Raw genomic sequence first — 22,275 nt, forward strand, 5'->3', positions numbered from 1 at the left:
TCCTCCTTGTTTTATGCCTTTGGATGGGCTTGTTTATAAATAGATTTTAGTCGTTCCACGGAGTTGTGGGTATATACCTGGGTGGCACTCAGGCTGGCGTGGCCCAAAAGCTCTTTAATAGCGTTCAGGTCGGCGCCCTTGTTTAAAAGGCTGGTGGCAAAGGTGTGCCGTAGCACATGGGGGCTTTTTTTGTCCTGGGTCGATATATCAGATAAGTACGCTTTCACTTTAAGATAAATGAACTTTGGGTATGCGTTCACTCCTTTATTGGTAACGACCAGTGTTAGGGAATTGTTATTAAAATTTTGATTTTTTTTTAACTCCAGGTACTCGGCCATTACACGCTTCAGTTCCTTATTAATAGGGATAATACGCTCCTTATTGCGTTTGCCCAATACTTTTATCGTACCCTCGTAGTTATTGATATCGCTTTCTTTTAAGCCTACCAGTTCGGCCAGGCGGATACCGGTACCGAACAGCAATTCAACTATCAGTTTATCGCGCAGCTTGTCAAAATCAGTGCCCACATCCTGGTCAAGTTTGTTAACCAGTTTATCGGTTTCTACCACTACCGGCAGCCGCCTGGGCGTTTTAGGTGTTTGTATTTTGGCGGTGGGGTTGGCACTGATAAGTTGGCTTTGCAGCAGAAACTTAAAGTATTTACGCAATACTGCCACCCTGCGGTTAACGGTGCGCGCGCTGATGCCATTATCCATCATATCCACCATCCAGTTGCGGATATGGTGATGCGTAATTTCTGATGGCTGGGTGATTAGTATTTCGGGATGGTTAATATGGGCAAAAAACTGCTCCAGATCGGCCCGGTAGGCGGTTACGGTGTGTGGCGAATACCGTTTTTCAAATTGAAGATAGTTGATGAACCGCTCTAAAAACATAAAAACTACTTGTACATCCTTCCGGGAGAATGAATGTACAAATAGTTTTTTTATATATTTTCAGAAAATGTAAAAATTCTTTTTTGAAGAAGAATTACAGGGTTTCTGTGTTCATGCTTTGCTTGTATATGGCATGTTTGATCTCGTGCCTGCGGGCTACAGATTTTTTCTCGAATGCCTGGCGACTGCGTAGTTCGCGTAATACACCTGTCTTCTCAAATTTCTTCTTAAAGCGTTTCAATGCTTTGTCTAACGATTCGCCGTCTTTTACGTTGATGATGATCATAATCCTTATATACCTCCTTTCAGGGACGGCAAAGGTAAGTAAATAGTTTTGATCTGCAAATAGTTAATTGAAGATTAGTGAATTAGATATATTGCTTTTATGCACAATTGTTGTTTACCCGCTATATTTAAAGGCATGAAGCGATCTGTTAAGGCTATTATCATTTGTATAATTTGGGCGATATTGATCATATGGGATCATTATATCGATAAATATCTCGGTGGCCTCGTCCACTTTATATCAATATGCGCTATCCTGGTTTTAACTGTACTGATCCTGATCAATATAGTAAAGGAGTTTATCAATATCTATAAATGCCGGCGCCATTTATCATGGTCTGTTTTTGCCCCGCTAATGCTTTATTTATCAGTACCATTTTTGGGAGGTTTAATTGACCCCGCGAAACTGGAAAGCACTGTAGTAATGCGTGGCTGCTATGAAGGCACCCAAAACCAGGCATACCTATTTTTCAGGGCAGATAATACATTTGAACTTAACTGGACGGGCGTGTTTTTTTATGATAAATGGTATACCGGCAGCTGGAAAAAAAGCAAGGATACTATTGTACTGCAATATAATGGCGATACCGTGAAGGCTTTAGGCGATAAGGTGATTATACGCGATGGTTATTTTAAACCCGTTGGCAAACATGCCGATACGGTTAAATACCATAAACCTATGTTTTATCTTGGTTATTGTAAAGGGGAAAATTAAAAATCATTCCCGATTGGTGGGCGTTGCCTCCGGCGCGCGCTATCCGCTCATACTACACAAGGCCTTAGCCACTGGCCGGTATCCGCTGCTATCGCTAACGCTGTTTGGCTGGCTATTTCTTGTATTTCAGCTTAGGGTTTCTGCTGGTGTGGAATACATGGAGAATGTACACTTCATTTGTTCTCGCCCTATAATCATAAACGATGAGGTAAGGAAAAATATTTACTACAGCCTCTCTCCTGTTTCCTCTTCCTTTTTGATAGGCTTCGGGATGAAGTGAGATATGGATTAATGTTTCTTTAACAGCCTCTACAAATCGCTTCCCTAAACCTATGGCTTCTCCCTCATACCAATCAGACGATTCCTCTAATTCCTTTATCGCAACAAGGGATAGTTTAACATCGCAAGCCATCTATTTCAACCGGTTCATCAAATGATCGATCGACTGTTCCAATGTCATACCCGGATCCTTTCCGCTTTCCAAATCGGCCGATCTTTTATCCAATTCAGCCATTAACTCCTCATCATTCCACCATTCATATTTTTCAATAGCTTCGTTTTTAATATTCGAATACATCGCTTCTACCGAAGCGTCATCAGCTGTATCGATATAATGATGCAATTCCTGTCTTATGGCTAACGTATCCATTCTTATCCGTATTTATACAAATATAACGAAATCTACCAGGAATAAATTATTCTCCTAAGCCCTTTTGCAGATTACGATCAGGCAACCGCGCCGGGCGGAAGCCTTGCAAAATATATTGATATCAGTTTTAATTTTTGGTGGCGTAAGTTTGTCAGTACCCTTAAAAAACAAGGGAGTGGTGAAAAAATGAAATTTTGAACAAAAGCACTTATTTAATTACATATCAATACGTTACGTGTTCAATTTTTGTTCAAAAAAACAAGGTTTTTTGTTCATTTTTTTTATTAGCTGAAACAAGCGATGTTGTTTAACCTAAGTACTCCCCCCCAAAGCATGTACCACTTAGCTAATGACAGTACAATTCAACCGATAAAAAACTATCCCTTCAACACCTCCCTGCTGATCACGATCTTCTGGATCTCGCTTGTCCCCTCGCCTATAGTGCATAGTTTAGCATCACGGTAAAACTTCTCAACCGGGAAATCCTTGGTATAACCATAACCGCCGAAGATCTGCACCGCCTCGTTAGCGCATTTCACCGCCACTTCCGATGCATAGTATTTGGCCATTGCTGCTTCCTTAGTCATGGGCAGGTGGCGGTTCTTCAGATCGGCAGCCTGCATAATCAATAATTCTGCAGCTTCTATCTCGGTAGCCATATCGGCCAGTTTAAAGGCGATGGCCTGGAAATTAGAAATAGGCTGACCGAACTGATGACGTTCCTTAGCGTAATTTACCGCCGCCTCAAAAGCGCCTTTGGCTATCCCCAGCGAAAGGGCCGCGATAGAGATACGGCCGCCATCCAATACCTTCATGGCTTGTTTAAAACCTTCGCCCTCGGCGCCTAACAGGTTGGCTTTAGGTACGCGGCAATTATCAAATATCAACTCGGTAGTTTCGGATGCGCGCATGCCCAGTTTGTTCTCTTTTTTACCATGGGTAAAGCCTGGAGTCCCTTTTTCTATCACCAGCGCCGATATCCCCTTCGAATCGCCTTTTTCGCCGGTGCGCACCATCACTACAGCCACATTGCCGCTTTTGCCGTGGGTTATCCAGTTTTTAGATCCGTTTACCACATATTCATCGCCATCTAAAACGGCAGTAGTATTCATGCGGAGGGCATCAGAACCGGTATTGGCTTCGGTCAGGCCCCAGGCGCCAATCCATTCGGCAGTGGCGAGTTTTGGTAGCCAGCGTTGCTTTTGCTCATCATTACCAAAAGTCATGATATGGCCGGTGCAAAGCGAGTTATGCGCCGCTACCGATAAACCTATCGATCCGCATACTTTGGCAATCTCCACAATCACGGTCACATATTCCTGGTAACCAAAGCCCGACCCACCGAATTGCTCTGGAACCATTACGCCCATCAGGCCCAGTTCGCCTAATTGTTTAAATAGTTCGATGGGGAAGGTTTGGGCCTCATCCCAATCCATCACATTTGGTTTGATATGCTTTTCGGCAAAATCGCGGGCCATCCGGCCTATCATCTGCTGGTTTTCGTCGGTGTTAAAATCGAAGCCTGCAAGGCTGTGTACTGCAAAGGTATCCATGTATGGTTTTATAATCTGGCACAAGATACAATAAAAAAATAAATACTATGCATGCATAGTATTTATACCAAATCAGGATGCAGTTCAAAAACAAGGTGCTATGCTTTGATACGAAATATCCGCCCGAAAATATTTTTTTAATTTATTGCTCATCAGCCGCTTTTGTGCAATCTTTACGGCAATTTTAAAACCAATCCCCTGTTAATCATTATCAACATCAATCACTAAATGAAAAAAGTAATCCTTGTTACGGGCGCATCATCGGGCTTAGGCCAGGCAACCGCTACCGCCCTTGTTGCCGCAGGCCACACCGTTTATGGCGCCAGCCGCAGCGCGGGCAAAAATAAAGACGTATCGTTTAAACCTTTAACTATGGACGTTACCGACGACGCGTCGGTAAGCGCCGCCGTAGATACTATTATAAAAGCCGAAGGCAAAATAGATGTGCTGATCAACAATGCCGGTAACGGTATCACCGGCCCACTTTATGCTATGCCGGTTGAATATGCTAAAAAACAATTCGAGGTTAACTTTTTTGGCGTAGTGCGCGTGTGCAGCGCCGTATTGCCTAATATGATAGAAAAAGGCGAGGGCATGGTCATCAACGTTGGTTCGCTGGCTGGTTTATTTGGTTTGCCTTACCAGGGTTTATATAGCGCCAGCAAATTCGCTATCGAGGGTTATTCGGAAAGCCTGCGTATGGAATTAAGAAGCACTGGTGTAAAAGTAACCGTACTTAACCCGGGCGACTTTAAAACCGATTTTACCGGCAACCGCGAAAAAGTTCCGTTCACCCTGAATAACGCCAAACTGAAAGGTGAATTTGAAGCCGCAGTAGCCGCTATGGAAAAAGACGAAAGCATTGGCGCCGCCCCTTCTAAATTAGCTGCCGAGGTGGTTAAGATAGTTGGTAAAAGCAGCGTTAAACATAACTACCTGATCGGGGCCATTGGCCAAACTATCGCGGTAACACTAAAATCGGTACTACCGGGCGGTTTGTTTGTTAAGCTGATGAACGACCATTACGGGATAAATTAGATAAGTCCGGAAGCCGGGAAAGACCGAAAGTCCGGAAAGTATTATTAACCAAAACCCTGCCCATCCCGAAAGGTAGGGTTCATAAACAAAGCGGCCCTTGAAGTTTTCAAGGGCCGCTTTGTTATCACTCACTCGCCGCTACAAGCGTCCACGCTTGTCGCAACTCCTAATTAAGCGTCCACGCTTAATTTAAAAACGTGAGCGTAGACGCTCACACCAGCCTAACATTCAAGCGTGGACGCTTGAACGGGCGGTAGATTATCATCACAAAACAAAGCAGCCATCACATTTGTGATGGCTGCTTTGTTTTGTAAGAGAGCTTAATGGATTAACGACCACCGCCGCCACCCTGGCCACCGCCGTTCTGATCACCTTGTTTCAAGTCGTCGTTCAGGCCGGTCTTTTTAGGCGCCATTGGGTTATCTTGTTTAATGGTAACCTTACCAAAATTATAACTAAACGTTAAACCAACCGAGCGGAATGGGAACGCGGTATGGCTGGTTTGCACCAGGTGCTTGCTGCGGATCTCCTGGTCAAAGTCGATAGCGTTTTTAAATGGCGACAGGGTATTGATACCGATAGAAGCTTTTTTCTTCATGATATCCTTACGTAAGCCAAAGCCGATGAAACCGAATGAAGGGTTCTGGCCCTGGATGGTACGTGTAGGCGAATTCAATATCGCGAATGTCTCGGCATTGAAACCACCTGGCAGGGTCAATGTACCGTTGCCAAAGATGTTATACTGCACCTTCGTATCTGTGCTCGATTGCAGGTAAGCATACTGCGGGTAAGCCATGCCGTTATAAGTATAAACATTAATGCTTGTACGGAAAGTAAGCGGCTTAATAGGTGTTACCGACCCGAAGAAGCTAACACCTACCGAGTTGTTTTTACCAATGTTATTGTATGTGGCAGTGGTATAATAAGTGGTACCGCCAGGTGTTACTGTTGCTGTAGAAAAAGTATTATTTTCAATCAGATCCTTAGTATGCTTATAATATACCGACGCGTTGATCACCGAAGTACCGATAAAGGTAGAGTAGTTTAACTCTACAGTTTGCGCTACTTCCGGGGCAAGGGTTGGGTTACCGTATGATACGCTTTGCGGGTTACTTTGGTTAACAAACGGGTTTAAAAATTGCAGGCTTGGGCGCTGAATACGTTTGCTGTAGCTTAGTTTATAGGTCTGTGTTCCTTTAACAGTTTTAGATACGGCAAAGCTTGGCACAAAGGTAAAGTAACTGTTGTTAAACGGTATTAAACCTAAAGTGGTATTAGCCGAATTACCATCAATCTTGGTATTCTCGGCACGTACACCTGTTTGCAGCGACCATGCTTTTGGCAGTGTAAACGTAAACACCGAGTAACCGGCGGTAACGTACTGGTTATAATCGTAAACGTTTGAGCGGTTAGGGCTGTATACGCTGTTCACAAACACATCCGACGCGCTGCTGATGATACGCGAAATAGTTTTGCCACCGGCCTCATACTTTACCTTATCATTTATAGGCAGGGTATAATCTACCTGGGCGGTGTATTCGTTATTACGGCCACCATTGGTAGCATCCTGGTTTGAAGCAACAGAACTAAATTTAGTACCATAGTTCAAATCGGTTTGGCTATGGCTCCATTGGCCAGAAAATACGATCTGGTGGCCCTCTTTTTTAAACTTATGGGTATAATCTAAGATCCAGTCGAAACCACCAAATACCGTTTTGCTGTTATTGGTAGAACTGTATTTGCTATCGGTAGTTGAGGTAATAGTCCGGTAATCGGTAGAACCATCGGTTTTAAAACCACCCTGGTTAAACCTGATGCTGGAGTGGATAGCATTATAGTTATTAAAATCGTAGCTTAACTCGCCCGAACCTGTATAAGCATAACGGAATATCTTATTGCTTGATGTTTGGGTATTGGTTACATTCAACGAATCATCATAGCTATAGCGGCTTGTTGGCGTAATTTGTGGCCAGGTATAGTTGCCACCAAAGTTACCGGTAACGCTTAAACGGTTTTGCTTGATGTTTAAGCTGGCGTTACCATTGTTTTGACGGGTACCCATACCGCCGCTGATAGCGCCGCTTACACCCGAAATGTTTTTGCTTTTGGTAACAATGTTGATGATACCGCCCGTACCCTCGGCATCGTACTTAGCCGATGGCGAAGTAATTACCTCGATGCTTTTGATCTGATCGGCAGGGAACGATTTTAATACATCGCCCAGGTTGTTTGACATGGCACCCGATGGCTTACCGTTGATCAACACCTTCACGTTCGCATCGCCGCGTACCGATACGCCGCCGTTAATATCAACAGCAACCAGTGGCACTTTGCGCAAAACGTCGGTAGCGTTACCTCCGGTAGCGGTCAGGTCTTTTTCGGCGTTGTAAACTATCTTATCGATCTTGTTTTCTATCAGCGCCTTATCACCAACCACATTTACCTGCGCCAATGTCTTAGCGCTTGGTGCCAGTATCACGGTGCCCATGTTGTTATCAGGTTTAGAAAGGGTGGTTTCTACCGGGTCGATGGTTTTTGATGGATAGCCAATATAACTAACCACAATTTTATATTTACCCGGAGGCAGATTATTTAGTTTAAAACTGCCCTTCTCATCGGTAAGTACCCCATTCATAGGTGCTTTGCCCTTGGTGTGGAATACGCTCACAGTGGCGTAATCCAAAGGCTTTTTGGTAATTGAGTCTACCACCGTGCCCGATATTTTACCGGTAATGGTAGATCCCCCACCGCCTAATTGCGCGTGGGCCGAAAGCACAGAACAGAATATTGCTAAAAGTAAAATTATACGTTTCATTTATAGTTATTTTGCTAATAAGATTTTGTTTTTGATGAAATGTTACAAGCTAAATGGTATATTTTTCCTACCCTTTAAACTTGCCGCAAAAGTACATTAAGCCTGCAGACGGCACAACGCTTTTAGGGCGAATGGCATAAATTGACAGCCGAATGGTAATAGTCGCCCGATGTGACCTAAGCCACACCTGCTTTTTCATCATTTTTTCATAAAAAACGCCATCCCGCTAAAACAAAAGGGGTGGTTTCTATTGTTTATAGGTTGTTAGGGTTAGCTAAAGCTGTTTTTGCAACCAGGCGCTATCATCAATTTATTTAAGTCGATACGTATACACCATGGCCAAAAAAATACTGGTAATTGAGGATGACAGGGATATAAGGGAAACCATTACCTACGCTTTGGAAGAGCACGGGTTTAATGTGGTCGCATCGGAAGAAGCCGGCATATTAAAGACGCTGGACAAGATAAAACCCGACCTGATACTGCTTGACAACTGGTTAACCGACTGGAAAAGCGACGCAAACGGGCAACAGATCAGCAAAGGTTTAAAAGCAGACCCCAAAACCAGTCATATCCCTATCATCATTGTATCGGCGGTAAGCAATATTGCCGAAATAGCCGAAGCCGGCCAGGCCAATGGCTATCTTAAAAAACCATTCGACCTTACCGATCTGGTAGCCATTGTAGAAAAGTACATCAAATAACTTAGTGTACCGGAATTTTCAGTTTCCTGTAAAAAACATGCTGTAATTTACGCTGCTGTGTTTCGATATAGTTAAATTTGACTACTTTTATAAAATAGTTTTTTTTAACAGGCTTAATGAAGGCGCAATTACTGAAGGTTTTTAACGGACTGTCCCATTCCTTTACCATACGTGAGGATATTGGGATGCAGGCCAACAAAAACTGGCATTACCATCCCGAGATCGAGATCATCCAGATAAAGCAGGGCGAGGGTACGCACTTTATCGGCGACAGCATCCGCAGGTTTAAGGCCGGGGATATCTTCCTGATTGGGTCTAATCTTCCTCACTTCTTCAGGTTTGATGATGTCTATTTTCAGAACGAGAGCCAGCAGGCCAATGTATACGTAGCGCAGTTCAGTGAAAACTTCTGGGGCGATCGCTTCCTGTTACTTCCTGAGAATACCGTTTTGCGCACCCTGCTCGATAAAGCCAAACGCGGCATCGCCCTGGCCGACGACATTAAGGAACCTATATCCAATCTGCTAAATAAACTACTACATACCGAAGGCCCCGAGCGCATCATCATGCTGCTGGAGATCCTTACCACCGCATCTGCCACACGCGAGATGCACCAGCTATCGTCCATCGGTTTCAAAAACGAATACGCCGGGCAGGAAAACGACCGCATTAACGTAGTTTACGATTACTCGTTCACCAACTTTAAACGCAAGATAGAATTGGAGGAAATAGCCGCCATCGCCGGCATCAGCCCCAACTCGTTCTGCCGATACTTTAAAGCCCGCACCAAGAAGACTTACTCGCAATTTATTATTGAAATAAAAGTAGGTTACGCCTGTAAATTGCTGATTGATAACAAATATAGCGTAAAACAGATCTGCTACGAAAGCGGCTTCAACAACTTCGCCAGCTTTCACAAGTACTTTAAACTCATCACCAACAAAAGCCCGCTGGATTATAAAAAGGAGTTTATTACGGCGTAGTTTTAAAAATCATTAGGTCATTCGTTTCGCTGTCATTAGGTCATTAAGCAAGGTTCACCAACTTGTCATTTCGAACGAACCGGGGAGGGCATGTGTAATGGGGTGAGGAGAAATCTTATAGGTCATATAGGGGCTCTTTACACTTATTAGCTGCAAAAGACAACGCAGCCAAAATATCTTCGTGTTGCAAATAAGGATATAGCTTTAAAATATCGTCCGAAGTAAGATCCGAAGCAAGTAAGCCAATAATTGTGCTAACTGTTAATCTCAACCCACGTATGCAGGGTTTGCCGCCCATAATATTCGGGTCAAATGTGATGCGTTCGATATTTTTCATATGTCTGATCAGGTATATAAAAGTAAGTATAACTTCCAAATTCTACCAATGACCTAATGACAACGCAGCGTAATGACCCAATGACGGAACCATTTCCTACCAATTCGGTATACAATTAAGCCTTATTTTTGCTAATTTTGCGCTTTATTTTCGCGCATAAATACTTATGGACTATCAATTTAAAGATATAGAACAAAAATGGCAGCAGTTTTGGGCCGATAACCAAACCTTTAAGGCCGATAACAACTCGGCTAAGCCCAAATACTATGTAATGGATATGTTTCCTTATCCATCAGGCGCAGGCCTGCACGTAGGCCATCCGCTGGGCTATATCGCTTCTGATATTTTTTCGCGCTATAAAAGGCTGAAAGGCTTTAACGTATTACACCCCATGGGTTACGATTCGTTTGGCTTGCCGGCCGAGCAGTACGCTATACAAACCGGTCAGCACCCTGCTGTTACTACCGAGGCTAATATCGCTACTTATCGCCGCCAGTTAGATCAGATCGGTTTCTCGTTCGATTGGAGCCGCGAGGTGCGCACCAGTTCGCCCGATTTTTACAAGTGGACGCAGTGGATATTCATGCAACTGTTCAACTCGTGGTATAACAAGGATGCCGACAAGGCCGAGAGCATAGATAAACTGGTAGCCCATTTCGCCGCCAACGGTTCAGCAGGTGTTAATGCCGTGTGCGATGAGGATATCGATACCTTTACCGCTGCAGAATGGAACGCAAAAACTAACGAAGAACAACAAACGGAATTATTAAAATACCGCCTTACCTACCTGCGCGAAAGCACCGTTAACTGGTGCCCGGCCCTGGGTACGGTACTGGCTAACGACGAGGTGAAGGACGGCTTTAGCGAGCGCGGCGGTTTCCCTGTCGAACAAAAGAAAATGCAGCAGTGGAGCATGCGCATCACCGCCTATGCCGAGCGCTTTTTGCAAGGCCTGGATGTGATTGACTGGCCCGAACCAATGAAAGAGATGCAGCGCAACTGGATAGGCAAAAGCACCGGTGCCAGCGTTAAATTTCCAATACAGACTAAAGACTCAGGACTAAAGACTCAAGACTATATTGAGGTGTTCACCACCCGTGTGGATACCATATTCGGTGTAACCTTTGTTGTATTGGCCCCCGAGCACGAACTGGTAGCTGAATTGACTACGCCCGAGCAAAAGCTGAGTGTAGAGACCTACATTGCCCAAACTAAAAAGAAAAGCGAATTGGACCGCATGGCCGATACCAAAACCGTATCGGGCGCGTTTACCGGCAGCTATGTATTAAATCCGCTTAATGGCGAGCCTATACAGCTTTGGATAGCCGATTACGTTTTGGGTGGTTACGGAACCGGTGCGGTAATGGCCGTACCATCGGGCGATCAGCGCGATTATTTGTTTGCCAAACATTTCAGTTTGCCGATAGTGCCGATCATCGATATACAGAACATCGAGACCGAAGCAGACCCGACCAAGGAAGGTAAATACATCAATTCTGATTTCATCAACGGGTTAGATTATAAGAACGCTACCGCCGCTGTGGTTGCCAAACTGGAAGAGATAGGCGCGGGTAAAGCCAAGATCAACTACCGCATGCGCGATGCCATTTTTGGCCGCCAGCGTTATTGGGGCGAACCGGTGCCGGTTTACTTTAAAAATGGCTTGCCATACCTCATCAGCGAACAGGAATTGCCATTGATACTGCCCGAGATTGATAAATACCTGCCAACCGAGACCGGCGAACCGCCACTGGCCCGCGCGACAGATTGGAAATACCCTGAGGGCGAATACGAACTAAGCACCATGCCCGGCTGGGCTGGCAGTAGTTGGTACTGGTACCGTTATATGGATGCCCATAACGATAAAGAGTTTGCATCGAAAGAAGCTATTGAATACTGGAAGGACGTTGACCTGTACATTGGCGGCAGCGAACACGCTACCGGCCACTTGCTGTACAGCCGATTTTGGAATAAATTTTTGAAAGACCTTGGCCTGGTGGTTGAAGAAGAACCTTTCAAAAAGTTGATCAACCAGGGCATGATACAGGGCCGCAGTAACTTTGTGTACCGTTTGGTTGATGACGAGGGCAGAGCTACAAATACATTTGTGAGCAAAGGCCTTATTGATCAATACAAAACATCGGCACTGCATGTGGATGTGAACATTGTGAAGAACGATATTTTAGATCTGGATAAATTTAAAGCCTGGCGCCCTGAACTTGCCGATGCTGAATTTATTTTAGAGAACGGCAAATATGTATGCGGCCACGAGGTAGAAAAAATGTCGAAGCGTTACTACAACGTTGTTAACCCCGACGACATTGCTACCCAGTACGGTGCCGATACCCTGCGCATGTATGAGATGTTCCTTGGTCCGCTGGAGCAAAGTAAACCATGGAATACCAACGGCATTGAAGGCGTGTTTAAATTCCTGCGTAAATTCTGGCGCTTGTTCCACACGGCCGATTGGACGTTCAATGTATCAGATGCCGAGCCTACCAAGGCCGAACTGAAATCGCTGCACAAGATCATCCGCAAGGTAGAGGAAGATGTAGAACGTTTCTCGTTCAATACATCGGTATCCAGCTTCATGATCGCCGTTAACGAGTTGACCGACCTGAAATGCAACAAACGCGCCATTTTGCAGGATCTGGTGGTGGTGTTATCGCCATACGCCCCGCACATTTGCGAGGAGCTGTGGGTATTGCTGGGTAACCAGGCCGGTACATTATCGTACGCGCCATATCCAAAATTCAACCCGGCTTATCTGGTAGAGGACGAATTCTCGTACCCGATATCCATCAACGGCAAGACAAAAACCAATATCAGCATCCCGCTAAGCATGGATCAGGCTGCCGTTGAAGCGCTTGTCCGTGACCATGATGATGTAAAGAAATACCTGGCGGGTGCGGCGATCAAAAAGGTGATTGTGGTGAAAGGCAGGATTGTGAATATTGTGGTGTAACCCCACCCAACCTCCCCGAGGAGGATGGCTTTAAAAACAAAAAAGCGAAAGGCTAAGCCTTTCGCTTTTTTGTTTATCCCCCCATCGTCATTCTGAGTGAAACGAAGAATCCCCGATAAGCAGGGCGACAATGCATGTTTGGGATGTTTCGCTCCCGCTCAACATGACGGGTTGGTGGAGCGCACGTAAACTAACCAAGGAAAACTCACCCGGTCGTTGCTGCGCTCGACCACCCTCTCTTCGCTACGCGTAAAGAGGGATAGGGTTATCGGATACTGCTCCTGCCCGCTGCCCCGCGCAGCGAAGAGAGGGCCGACCAGCGTAGCGTAGTCGGGGTGAGTAAATCTACTCCAACCCAAAACAATGCCTGCATCTCGGCTCATAACTTTCCATCTCCCCCAAAAGTATCTTAGCCTCACTTGGCACCAGGCGATAGCTGTACAGTGCCTCGTTACCACATTTAACGCACACGGCGTGCACCTTGGTCACACTTTCGGCAATAGCCATCAATGCGGGCATAGGGCCAAACGGTCTTCCCTGGAAATCCATATCCAAGCCGGCGATGATCACCCTAACACCCTTATTGGCCAGTGTACTACATACATAAGGCAGTTCATCATCAAAAAACTGGGCCTCATCAATACCTACCACCTGCACATGGCCGCCTAACAGCAAAATGGCCGATGAACTGTCGACCGGGGTACTTGGTATGGAAACATGATTATGCGATACCACTTCGGTTTCGTGGTAGCGGGTATCGGTTTTGGGTTTAAATATCTCTACGTTTAACCGGGCTATCTGCGCGCGTCTTAACCGGCGGATCAGTTCTTCGGTTTTACCCGAAAACATCGATCCGCATATCACCTCTATGCTTCCGCCAAGTTCGCTACGTCTTTTAAAAACCTCTTCGTTAAACAGCATTTACAAATATCTTAGAGGGGTCTAATATCCGAAATTTAATGTTATTTTTGAATTGCATAATACCAAATTATATCCATGAAGCAGCAGGACGTATTTAAAAAGATAGGTGGGATCATCACGGAAATAAACGAACAATACGAATATCTTCAATCGGTAAACGGCATATCCAACGATCTGGAACTGGAATTGCTGATGGCCAACGCCCACTTCCTGTCCGACCATATCGAGATCCTGCGCAAGCTAAACGTACAGGCCGCTAAGGCACAGGAGGTCGCTGCCAGGGAAGCGCCGGTCCCCGAAGTTAAACCAGAACCCCTTATTGAATTAAAGCCCGAACCAGGGCCTGAGACTAAACCCGAGCCAAAAAATACGCCCGAGCCTCAATATTTTCAACCATTCACGTCAGAGCCCGAGGAAGCGGAAGAATCAGTGGCAGAAATCGAAGAAGAGGAAGAGGCCCCAGTTTTTGAATTTAATATTGATAACCAAATAGAAGCTCCCGAAGAAGAGGAAGCACCCGAACCGGAGCCAGCCCCGGCGCCTATTCGCCACGAACTTACTTTAGAAGATATTGGCGAAGATTGGGACGAGGATGAGGACGAAAACGACCAAAGCGAAGTGGAGACCGGGTTAGCCCCCGAAGAAGTGAAGGCTGTTAAAGCCATCCCCGCAACGCCAATTCCCGAACCGGCTAAACCCACACCTGCCCCCGAGCCCGTGATAGAAGAACCGGTGGCAGTGCACCCAAAGGAAAGGCCCAAACAGACACCCGAGCCTATTGCAGAAAAGCACACGCAGATCATGGTGGCCGAAGAAGAGATCATTACCATCAACCAGCGCATGTCGGCACAAATGGCGGCTACCCGTGTGTCCGATCAATTGCAGCAACCGATCAACGATTTGAAAGGCGCCATCACACTTAACGATAAATTGCTGTACATCCGCGAGTTATTTAACGGCTACAGCCTGGCCTACAGCGAAGCCCTCGACCTGATGAACCGCATGCAAAGCTTTGAAGAAGCACAAACCTTCCTCAAGAACAGCTACGCCACCAAAAACAACTGGGCCGATAAGCAAGCCGTAGCCGATAAGTTTTACGCATTGCTACAACGCAGGTATTTGTAGGTTTTTTCAGTTCCCTCACCTGGGAGGGATGCGGCCGCCTGTGTGGTGGCAGGGAGGGGTTTCTACGTTTGCTACCCCTCAATGATCAATGACAGCTTAGCGGAATGACCTAATGACGTGAAGCTTTTGGGCGTTGCCTGCGGCCCGTGCTATCCGCTCATACTGCACAGGCATTGGCCACATGGTCGGTATCCGCTCCTATCACTAACGCGCAGAAACATGATCTGCGGGATATCAATTTGCAAATTCCGATGTTCCGGAGGGGACTACCTGTTTGTAGAACAAGAAAACAAACAGGTAGCCCCCCTAAGGCACAGAAAGGTGTGCCAAATATAACTCTGTATCTTCTCGGGTCTCTTACCAGAAACCCTATGTCCCCCCGTCATTGCAAGGTTCAAAGCAATCGGTCGATAAGCAAAGCAGACATACATAGCTTAGAGATCGCCCTTCCTTGCAATGACGTGGTGGAGGAATGTCGACACAAACGATAATTCCTAAAAAACATTTGTATATCTCATTTTTATCATTAATTTTGGTTAACCAATTTTTGGTTAACCAATTTACTATGCAAGATCAGCTTACCAAAACATTCCAGGCCGTTAAGGTAGAAAGCCCTGTCGACCAGATCATCAACCAGCTGCGCAACCTCATTAATACCGGCCAGCTAAAACCCGGCGACCGCTTGCCTGCCGAACGCATCCTGGCCGAACGCTTTGCCGTTGGCCGCAGTTATGTGCGCGAGGCTATCCTTAAACTGGAGTTTTACGGCTTGCTGAAAACATCGCCCCAAAGCGGTACCTATGTATCGGGACTAAGTATAAAAGTGCTGGATAACCTGATCAGCGATATTGTAAAGTTCCACAAGGATGATTTTAACGCCCTGATAGAGGCCCGTTATTATCTGGAATTAAGCGCCGTGCGTCTTGCCGCCGACCGCCGTACCGCCGATGACCTAACCAATCTGCGCACCGCATTGGTTGATTACGAAGCCAAAGTGGCCAACAATACTGACGCGGTAGAGGAAGACATGCTTTTCCACCTCAAGATAGCCGCCGCCGCCAGAAACCCGGTGATCGAATCGATGATGATGGTGCTGATCCCCGACCTGATCAAAAACATTGTAGAGAACAAGATCTGCGGCACCGACCGCGGCTACCGTGCCGCCGATGAACACCGTGCCATACTGAAAGCTATAGACCGCCAGGATGTAAAAGCCGCCGAAGCCGCCATGTCCACGCATTTAGATGAGATATTACAATTAAGCAAAACCGGCCAGTCCGCCGCGCAACTAATAGCTAAATAATGATGGGAATAAGGAAAATATGGGCGGCCGCTTTGGTTTTAGGCACCGCCGTGCAGGGTTTTGCACAGCAGCACCCTAATATTATGCTTACTAAGGCCAACATTGCCGCCGTAAGGCAGGGTGTAGCGAAATATCCCTTATTAAGGTCATCGTTCAACGAAGTAAAACAACAAGCCGACAGGGCCATCGCCAAAGGTATCGACGTACCCGTACCTAAAGACGGCGCGGGTGGCTACACGCACGAACAGCACAAGCAGAACTACCAAAGCATGAACGCCTGCGGTATTGCCTACCAGGTGACCGGCGATAAAAAATATGCCGCTTTTGTGAAGGATATGTTGCTGAAATATGCTGCCCAGTACGAAAGCTGGCCGCAGCATCCCAAAAAGAAAAGCAACCAGATACCCGGCAAGATATTTTGGCAATGTTTGAACGATTTTGTGTGGCAGGTATATACCATACAGGCCTACGACCTGGTGCACGATGCCATCCCGGCTGGCGACCGCGCTACGATAGAGCAGCACCTGTTTATGCCGATACTGCACTACTTTACCAACGAGTGTAAAGAGACCTTCGACCTGATCCATAACCATGGCACCTGGTGCCTGTCGGCAGTGGGTATGACGGGCTACGTGATCAACAAGCCCGATTACGTGCAAATGGCGTTGAAAGGTTCGGCTAAGGATGGTAAGACCGGCTTCCTGGCGCAATTGGATCAGCTGTTCTCTCCCGATGGTTACTATACCGAGGGGCCTTACTACCAGCGCTATGCTATGCTGCCTTTTGTTATCTTCGCTAAAACCATACAGCAAAACCAGCCGCAACTACAGATCTTTAAATATCATAACAGCATCCTGTCCAAAGCTATCGACGCGTCGTTGCAATTAACCTATACCAATGGCGCTTTCTTCCCGGTAAATGATGCTATGAAGGATAAAACTTTCCAGTCGGAGGAGTTGGTTTATGGCGTAGATATCGCTTATGCGGATATTAAATCCCAGGCCGACCTGCTTGATGTGGCTAAACAACAAAAGCGGGTAATGGTATCCGATGCTGGCCTTCGCGTTGCTAAAGATATAGCGGCGGGAAAGGCGAAACCTTTTCAATATCGTTCGGCCTGGTTAAGCGATGGTAATAAGGGTGATGAAGGCGGCCTGGGTATCCTGCGCAGCGGCCCGAATACCGACCAGCAATGTATCCTGCTAAAAGCGGCATCGCAGGGCATGGGCCATGGGCATTTCGACAGGTTGAATTTATTGTACTACGATAACGGCGGTGAGATCTTTAGTGATTACGGTTCGGCACGTTTCCTCAATATCGAATCGAAATTTGGCGGCGATTACCTGCCCGAAAATAAGACCTGGGCCAAACAAACCGTAGCGCATAATACGCTGGTGGCTGATGAAACATCGCACTACGGCGGCGAACTAAAAAATGCCGAGAAATATCACCCCGAATTATTGAAATTCGCTGCCAGCGAGCAATTGCAGGTGATCAGCGCCGAAGAAGATCACGCTTACGATGGTATCAAGATGCAGCGTACCAGCATCTTGTTTAAAGTGCCAGGGCTGGATAAAGATCTGCTGATCGATGTGGTGCGCGGCCTGTCGGGTAAAGACCACCAGTATGACCTGCCTTTCTGGTACCAGGGGCATATTACCGATCAGTCGTTCAAAACCAATGTGGTCACTAATAACCTGAAGGCTTTGGGCAAAAAGGATGGCTATCAGCATCTGTGGCTCAACAGCCAAAGCAACCTGCATAATGGCGACGACCATATCACCATCCTGAATAACCTGCGCTTTTACACCATCCATATCGCCGCCGATTCGGCCATGCAGGTAAAGCTGGTTACCCTCGGCGCAAACGACCCTAACATGGATCTGCGGACGGAGGAAAAGGCGTTCATCTTATCTAAACCAAAGGCAGCTAACCAAACCTTTGTTACCGTTACCGAAACCCATGGCCGCACCGACCCCACCGGCGAAACCACCACCGGCGCGGCCAGCAACGTAAGCGATTTAAAAGTGCTGAAAGATGACGAAACGCAAACTATATTTGCCTTCAGGGTGAAGCAAAAGGCTTACAAGCTAACCATTAACTATACTAACAAAAACAATTTTATACAGATAAATTAATATGATACAGAGCAGCGTATTTCAGTTTGAGCAAGAAACAGAGTGGCAGGACGTAGGCAACGGTTGCCAGCGCAAAATATTTGGTTACGATGATAAGGTGATGCTGGTGAAAGCCAAATTTGTGGCCGGCGGCGTTGGCCCGTTACATAGCCACCCGCACTCGCAGGTTACTTATGTTGATAGCGGCGTGTTTGAAATGACCATCGGCGACGAAACCAAAACCATCCGCAAAGGCGACGGCTATTATGTACCGCCTAACGTAGTGCACGGCGTAACCTGCACCGAGGCGGGGATGCTGATAGACGGGTTTAGTCCGTATAGGGAGGATTTTATATAGATCCTACCAACCCTCTAATAACCACATCGTCATTGCGAGCGTAGCGTGGCAATCCCCGATAAGCAGGGCCGCCCTGTAAAGCTGGGGATTGCCACGTCGCTATCGCTACTCGCAATGACGAATTGTAGAGTATTAACCGCTCTGCATGCCGATGAGTTACTCACCCGGTCCTCGCTTCGCTGGACCACCCTCTCTTGCCTTTGGCAAAAGAGGGAATGAGGTTTATCGGACACTGCTCCTGCCCTCTTTTCGCGTAGCGAAGAGAGGGGTCGACGAGCGAAGCAATGTCGGGGTGAGTAATTGCCGTGCGATTATACAGCGATAAGTTTTAACCTATCTAACCAAATGAAAAAAACATTAATAATCCTGCTAACGCTAATGATGGGCATTGGCGTGCATGCACAAACCGTACCGGCGGCTGCGGATTCGCCTAAAGTGGTAAAACCGGTGGCTTTACCATCCGGCTTTACATCGCAACTGAACGTGGTGTATACCGAGGTGAACGGCTGGAAAGGCCGCGTCGATTTATACCTGCCGCCAAACAACGGCAAACCTACACCGGTCATCATTAATATACACGGCGGCGGCTGGAACCATGGCGATAAGGAATCGCAGGGTGGTTTCGCGCTTTACTTTAAATTAGGCTACGCAGTAGCTAATATGGAGTACCGCCTGATGCAGGTAGCCAAAGCACCGGGTTGTGTAGAAGATACCCGCTGCATGCTCATCTACCTGATAAAAAATGCCAAAGCGCTGAATATCGATGTGAATAAGATCGTGATATCGGGCACATCGGCTGGGGCGCATTTAGCATTGATGGGCGGCCTGCTAATGAACGACCATCGCTTTGATACTAATTGCCCGGGTGTAGATAATATTAAAGTAGCGGCCATCATATCCAAATACGCCATCAGCGATGTATGGGATTGGGGCAACGGGGTGATCAAAAGCAAGTCGGTAGCCAACTGGCTGGGGGCTAATAATACGCCTGAGTTCGCTAAAGCGATGTCACCTATATTTTATGTGAACAAGAATAGTCCGCCAACATTTGTGGCGCATGGCAATGCCGATACCACAGTACCCTACCAGCAATCAGTAGACCTGCATAAAAAACTGGTAGAAATGGGTGTAAAGACCGAATTTATTACCGTTGAAGGCGGCGGCCACGGCAAGTGGACCAAAGAGCAGAACGCCGATGTGGACAAAGCCGTAGTGAAATTTCTTAAAGAAGTAGGTATATGAAAGTGCGGGGCTTACGCTGGTTCATCATCGGGTTGATCGGCCTGGCAACGGTGATCAATTATATCGACCGCAGTGCCATCAACATCATGTGGCCATATATCTACAAAGAGTTTGGCATTGCCGATGTGGACAATAAAAGCACGCTGGCGCTCATCACCACTTTTTTTATGATCGCCTATGCTATTGGGCAAACGGCCATGGGTAAAATTATGGATAGCATTGGTACGCGGCTGGGTATGGTGTTCTCCATCTCTTTATGGAGTATATCTATCGCCCTGCATGCACTGGCAAGGGGATTGGCATCGTTCAATATCTTCCGCTTTATGCTGGGCTTTAGCGAGGCCGGCAACTGGCCGGGCGCTACCAAAAGTAACGCCGAGTGGTTCCCGGCTAAGGAAAGAGCTATCGCGCAGGGGATATTCGGTGCGGGAGCATCGTTAGGGTCAGTAGTGGCGGCGCCAATTATCGCGGCCTTGTTCCTGGCTTTCGGCTGGAAACTGACCTTTGCTTGTATCGCTTTGCTGGGTGTGCTGTGGATCATCCCATGGCTGATCATCAATAAGAACACGCCCGATAAACATCCCTGGATAACCGAAGAAGAACAAACGCATATATTAACTAAACCCGCGGAAGCATTTGCAAATACCGAAGTTGCCTACACTTGGAAGCAACTTCTTGCTTTCCGCAATACCTGGGGCATTATCCTCAGCCGCTTTTTTATCGACCCGGTGTGGTGGCTTTTTGTTACCTGGCTGCCTACTTTCTTAAAAGAGCAGTTCCTGTTCGATATTAAACAGATCGGGGCTTTTACCTGGGTGCCCTACCTGTTCGCTGCTATCGGCGGTTTGCTGGGTGGTTTTTATTCGTCGCGATTGATCCGCAACGGTAAAGACCCGGTGAAGGCCCGCAAACTGGCAATAGCAATCGGCTGCGCGCTGATGCTGGCAGGCTTGACGGGCATCGTCATCTATCTTGATAGCCTTAAAGATAACCCAACACTGGCGATGGGCCTGATCAGTACCACACTTTTCGGTTTCCAGTTCCTCATCAATAACCTGCAAACCTTGCCGTCCGATTATTACAGCGGCAAAAATGTGGGGACGGTATCGGGCATGGGCGGCACGGCGGCGGTATTGGGCACCTTGCTCACCACCTGGATGGTGCCGGTGCTGACCAAAACCAGCTATACTTCCTTCTTTGTACTGGGCGCTTTACTGGTGCCCATCAGCTGGTTGTGTATCCAGTTCATTTATTCAAAAAAGACATTAAACTAAAAAATCATATAACAATGCGATTAAAAAATAAAGTAGCGATAGTGACCGGCGGCAGCCGCGATATTGGCCGCGCCGTATGTATAAAACTGGCGCAGGAAGGCGCCAAGATAGTCATCAATTACCGCGGCAATGAGCAGCAGGCGCTGGAGACCTTGAACATGGTAAAAGATGCCGGTGGTGAAGGCATCATCGTATACGCCGATGTAACAAAAACCGAAGACGTAGCCGCGCTGGTACAGGAAACCCGCGACGCTTTTGGCAACGAGATACACTTGTTGGTGAACGTTGCCGGTGGCCTTGTGGCCCGCAAACCCACTGCCGAAATGGACGAAGAATTTTGGGACCATGTAATGGCGCTAAACGTGCGTTCGGTATTTTTGGCGGTGAAACATACGGTGCCGTTTATGCCTGAGGGCAGCGCTATCGTTAACTTTGCATCGCTGGCCGGGCGCGACGGTGGTGGTGGCGGCGCCAGTGCCTACGCTACGGCCAAAGGCGCGGTAATGACCTATACCCGTGCGCTGGCCAAAGAGTTTGGCCCGAAGAATATCCGTGTCAACTCGGTAGCGGCTGGGATGATCTCAACATCGTTCCACGATACCTTTACCAAGCCCGAGATACGCGCCAATGTAGCCAACGCTACCCCGCTAAAACGCGAAGGCCGCGCCGAAGAGGTAGCTGACCTGGTAGCTTACCTGGCCAGCAGCGAAAGCAGTTTTATTACCGGGGCTAATGTGGATATTAATGGTGGGGTGGCGTTTTCGTGACCCCTCCCAAACCCTCCCCGAGGGGGAGGGCTTTAAAATAGCCTGTCGTTGCGAGGAGCAGCGGAGGAATAGTGAAGTGGGGCGACGCGGCAATCCCATAGCTTGAATATCATACTACGAGATTGCCGCGCTATCGCTCGCAATGACAGGTTGTAAATAAGAAACGGGGCTTGAGTTTACAACTCAAGCCCCGTTCTTTATTCTGGTAATTCTTAAATTCTGAAAATT

20 protein-coding genes are annotated in these 22,275 nt (G+C 47.0%); 12 read left to right on the forward strand and 8 right to left on the reverse strand.

Features of this window, described 5'->3' with window-relative positions; all coding sequences use genetic code 11:
• Positions 1-11: 11 nt before the first annotated feature.
• Together HQ865_RS17650 and rpsU are read right to left on the reverse strand one after the other, a co-directional pair.
• Positions 12-896: a tyrosine-type recombinase/integrase gene (locus HQ865_RS17650; RefSeq protein ID WP_173416170.1), complete on the reverse strand. Its 885-nt coding sequence runs from the start codon at positions 894-896 to the stop codon at positions 12-14.
• 94 nt (positions 897-990) lie between these two features.
• A complete protein-coding gene (rpsU, locus tag HQ865_RS17655; RefSeq protein WP_173416171.1) occupies positions 991-1,182 on the reverse strand; it encodes a 30S ribosomal protein S21 in 192 nt (63 codons plus the stop codon).
• A 135-nt stretch (positions 1,183-1,317) separates the two neighbouring features.
• Here rpsU and HQ865_RS17660 point away from each other — a divergent pair, with 135 nt between their 5' ends.
• Positions 1,318-1,896 (forward strand): hypothetical protein, encoded by a 579-nt coding sequence (locus tag HQ865_RS17660; protein ID WP_173416172.1) that lies wholly within the window; start codon positions 1,318-1,320, stop codon positions 1,894-1,896.
• Between the two features lie 112 nt (positions 1,897-2,008).
• Here HQ865_RS17660 and HQ865_RS17665 read toward each other — a convergent pair whose 3' ends face one another.
• The 3 genes from HQ865_RS17665 to HQ865_RS17675 all read right to left on the reverse strand — a co-directional run bounded on the left by HQ865_RS17665 (position 2,009) and on the right by HQ865_RS17675 (position 4,098).
• Positions 2,009-2,308, reverse strand: a complete 300-nt coding sequence (locus tag HQ865_RS17665; RefSeq protein ID WP_173416173.1) for a type II toxin-antitoxin system RelE/ParE family toxin — start codon at positions 2,306-2,308, stop codon at positions 2,009-2,011.
• The gene (locus HQ865_RS17670) at positions 2,309-2,545 is read right to left on the reverse strand and encodes a hypothetical protein (RefSeq protein ID WP_173416174.1); all 237 of its coding nucleotides are present in this window, start codon (positions 2,543-2,545) and stop codon (positions 2,309-2,311) included.
• A gap of 377 nt (positions 2,546-2,922) precedes the next feature.
• Positions 2,923-4,098, reverse strand: coding sequence for an acyl-CoA dehydrogenase (locus tag HQ865_RS17675; RefSeq protein WP_173416175.1), 1,176 nt, complete (start codon positions 4,096-4,098; stop codon positions 2,923-2,925).
• 228 nt (positions 4,099-4,326) lie between these two features.
• Between HQ865_RS17675 and HQ865_RS17680 the strand changes: the two genes are divergently transcribed.
• Complete coding sequence (locus tag HQ865_RS17680) at positions 4,327-5,136, forward strand: SDR family oxidoreductase (protein WP_173416176.1); 810 nt, start codon at positions 4,327-4,329, stop codon at positions 5,134-5,136.
• Positions 5,137-5,464: 328 nt separating this feature from the next.
• Here HQ865_RS17680 and HQ865_RS17685 read toward each other — a convergent pair whose 3' ends face one another.
• Positions 5,465-7,951, reverse strand: a complete 2,487-nt coding sequence (locus HQ865_RS17685; protein WP_173416177.1) for a TonB-dependent receptor domain-containing protein — start codon at positions 7,949-7,951, stop codon at positions 5,465-5,467.
• A 335-nt stretch (positions 7,952-8,286) separates the two neighbouring features.
• Here HQ865_RS17685 and HQ865_RS17690 point away from each other — a divergent pair, with 335 nt between their 5' ends.
• Both HQ865_RS17690 and HQ865_RS17695 read left to right on the forward strand, forming a co-directional pair.
• Complete coding sequence (locus tag HQ865_RS17690) at positions 8,287-8,655, forward strand: response regulator (protein ID WP_173416178.1); 369 nt, start codon at positions 8,287-8,289, stop codon at positions 8,653-8,655.
• Positions 8,656-8,771: 116 nt separating this feature from the next.
• A complete protein-coding gene (locus HQ865_RS17695) occupies positions 8,772-9,638 on the forward strand; it encodes an AraC family transcriptional regulator (protein ID WP_173416179.1) in 867 nt (288 codons plus the stop codon).
• Positions 9,639-9,753: 115 nt separating this feature from the next.
• Here HQ865_RS17695 and HQ865_RS17700 read toward each other — a convergent pair whose 3' ends face one another.
• Entirely contained in the window at positions 9,754-9,975 is a 222-nt protein-coding gene (locus HQ865_RS17700) for a DUF433 domain-containing protein (RefSeq protein ID WP_173416180.1), read from the reverse strand.
• 166 nt (positions 9,976-10,141) lie between these two features.
• Between HQ865_RS17700 and leuS the strand changes: the two genes are divergently transcribed.
• Positions 10,142-12,940, forward strand: a complete 2,799-nt coding sequence (gene leuS, locus HQ865_RS17705) for a leucine--tRNA ligase (protein ID WP_173416181.1) — start codon at positions 10,142-10,144, stop codon at positions 12,938-12,940.
• Between the two features lie 345 nt (positions 12,941-13,285).
• Here the strand turns inward: leuS and HQ865_RS17710 are convergent, their stop codons facing one another.
• On the reverse strand, positions 13,286-13,861 hold the full coding sequence (locus tag HQ865_RS17710) for a thymidine kinase (protein WP_173416182.1): 576 nt from the start codon (positions 13,859-13,861) through the stop codon (positions 13,286-13,288).
• 75 nt (positions 13,862-13,936) lie between these two features.
• Between HQ865_RS17710 and HQ865_RS17715 the strand changes: the two genes are divergently transcribed.
• From HQ865_RS17715 to HQ865_RS17745, 7 genes are all read left to right on the forward strand, one after another.
• Entirely contained in the window at positions 13,937-14,986 is a 1,050-nt protein-coding gene (locus tag HQ865_RS17715) for a hypothetical protein (RefSeq protein ID WP_173416183.1), read from the forward strand.
• Positions 14,987-15,551: 565 nt separating this feature from the next.
• The gene (locus HQ865_RS17720; protein ID WP_173416184.1) at positions 15,552-16,289 is read left to right on the forward strand and encodes a FadR/GntR family transcriptional regulator; all 738 of its coding nucleotides are present in this window, start codon (positions 15,552-15,554) and stop codon (positions 16,287-16,289) included.
• Positions 16,289-18,427: a heparinase II/III domain-containing protein gene (locus tag HQ865_RS17725; protein WP_173416185.1), complete on the forward strand. Its 2,139-nt coding sequence runs from the start codon at positions 16,289-16,291 to the stop codon at positions 18,425-18,427. The genes HQ865_RS17720 and HQ865_RS17725 overlap by 1 nt, the downstream gene beginning before the upstream one ends.
• A gap of 1 nt (position 18,428) precedes the next feature.
• Complete coding sequence (locus HQ865_RS17730; protein WP_173416186.1) at positions 18,429-18,764, forward strand: cupin domain-containing protein; 336 nt, start codon at positions 18,429-18,431, stop codon at positions 18,762-18,764.
• Positions 18,765-19,109: 345 nt separating this feature from the next.
• Positions 19,110-20,006, forward strand: coding sequence for an alpha/beta hydrolase (locus tag HQ865_RS17735; protein ID WP_173416187.1), 897 nt, complete (start codon positions 19,110-19,112; stop codon positions 20,004-20,006).
• Entirely contained in the window at positions 20,003-21,280 is a 1,278-nt protein-coding gene (locus tag HQ865_RS17740) for an MFS transporter (protein ID WP_173416188.1), read from the forward strand. Before HQ865_RS17735 ends, HQ865_RS17740 begins: the two co-directional genes overlap by 4 nt.
• A gap of 14 nt (positions 21,281-21,294) precedes the next feature.
• The gene (locus HQ865_RS17745; protein WP_173416189.1) at positions 21,295-22,047 is read left to right on the forward strand and encodes an SDR family NAD(P)-dependent oxidoreductase; all 753 of its coding nucleotides are present in this window, start codon (positions 21,295-21,297) and stop codon (positions 22,045-22,047) included.
• Positions 22,048-22,275 lie beyond the last annotated feature (228 nt).

The sequence above is a fragment of the Mucilaginibacter mali genome (assembly GCF_013283875.1).
Lineage (GTDB): Bacteria > Bacteroidota > Bacteroidia > Sphingobacteriales > Sphingobacteriaceae > Mucilaginibacter > Mucilaginibacter mali.

Bases quoted from the DNA above. Each gene is read 5' to 3' on its own strand.
- HQ865_RS17700 (WP_173416180.1), bottom strand. From the start codon at position 9,975: ATGAAAAATATCGAACGCATCACATTTGACCCGAATATTATGGGCGGC.
- HQ865_RS17715 (WP_173416183.1), top strand. From the start codon at position 13,937: ATGAAGCAGCAGGACGTATTTAAAAAGATAGGTGGGATCATCACGGAA.
- HQ865_RS17710 (WP_173416182.1), bottom strand. From the start codon at position 13,861: ATGCTGTTTAACGAAGAGGTTTTTAAAAGACGTAGCGAACTTGGCGGA.
- HQ865_RS17745 (WP_173416189.1), top strand. From the start codon at position 21,295: ATGCGATTAAAAAATAAAGTAGCGATAGTGACCGGCGGCAGCCGCGAT.
- HQ865_RS17670 (WP_173416174.1), bottom strand. From the start codon at position 2,545: ATGGATACGTTAGCCATAAGACAGGAATTGCATCATTATATCGATACA.
- HQ865_RS17735 (WP_173416187.1), top strand. From the start codon at position 19,110: ATGAAAAAAACATTAATAATCCTGCTAACGCTAATGATGGGCATTGGC.
- HQ865_RS17680 (WP_173416176.1), top strand. From the start codon at position 4,327: ATGAAAAAAGTAATCCTTGTTACGGGCGCATCATCGGGCTTAGGCCAG.
- HQ865_RS17665 (WP_173416173.1), bottom strand. From the start codon at position 2,308: ATGGCTTGCGATGTTAAACTATCCCTTGTTGCGATAAAGGAATTAGAG.
- HQ865_RS17685 (WP_173416177.1), bottom strand. From the start codon at position 7,951: ATGAAACGTATAATTTTACTTTTAGCAATATTCTGTTCTGTGCTTTCG.
- HQ865_RS17740 (WP_173416188.1), top strand. From the start codon at position 20,003: ATGAAAGTGCGGGGCTTACGCTGGTTCATCATCGGGTTGATCGGCCTG.
- HQ865_RS17730 (WP_173416186.1), top strand. From the start codon at position 18,429: ATGATACAGAGCAGCGTATTTCAGTTTGAGCAAGAAACAGAGTGGCAG.
- rpsU (WP_173416171.1), bottom strand. From the start codon at position 1,182: ATGATCATCATCAACGTAAAAGACGGCGAATCGTTAGACAAAGCATTG.
- leuS (WP_173416181.1), top strand. From the start codon at position 10,142: ATGGACTATCAATTTAAAGATATAGAACAAAAATGGCAGCAGTTTTGG.
- HQ865_RS17695 (WP_173416179.1), top strand. From the start codon at position 8,772: ATGAAGGCGCAATTACTGAAGGTTTTTAACGGACTGTCCCATTCCTTT.
- HQ865_RS17690 (WP_173416178.1), top strand. From the start codon at position 8,287: ATGGCCAAAAAAATACTGGTAATTGAGGATGACAGGGATATAAGGGAA.
- HQ865_RS17675 (WP_173416175.1), bottom strand. From the start codon at position 4,098: ATGGATACCTTTGCAGTACACAGCCTTGCAGGCTTCGATTTTAACACC.
- HQ865_RS17650 (WP_173416170.1), bottom strand. From the start codon at position 896: ATGTTTTTAGAGCGGTTCATCAACTATCTTCAATTTGAAAAACGGTAT.
- HQ865_RS17725 (WP_173416185.1), top strand. From the start codon at position 16,289: ATGATGGGAATAAGGAAAATATGGGCGGCCGCTTTGGTTTTAGGCACC.
- HQ865_RS17720 (WP_173416184.1), top strand. From the start codon at position 15,552: ATGCAAGATCAGCTTACCAAAACATTCCAGGCCGTTAAGGTAGAAAGC.
- HQ865_RS17660 (WP_173416172.1), top strand. From the start codon at position 1,318: ATGAAGCGATCTGTTAAGGCTATTATCATTTGTATAATTTGGGCGATA.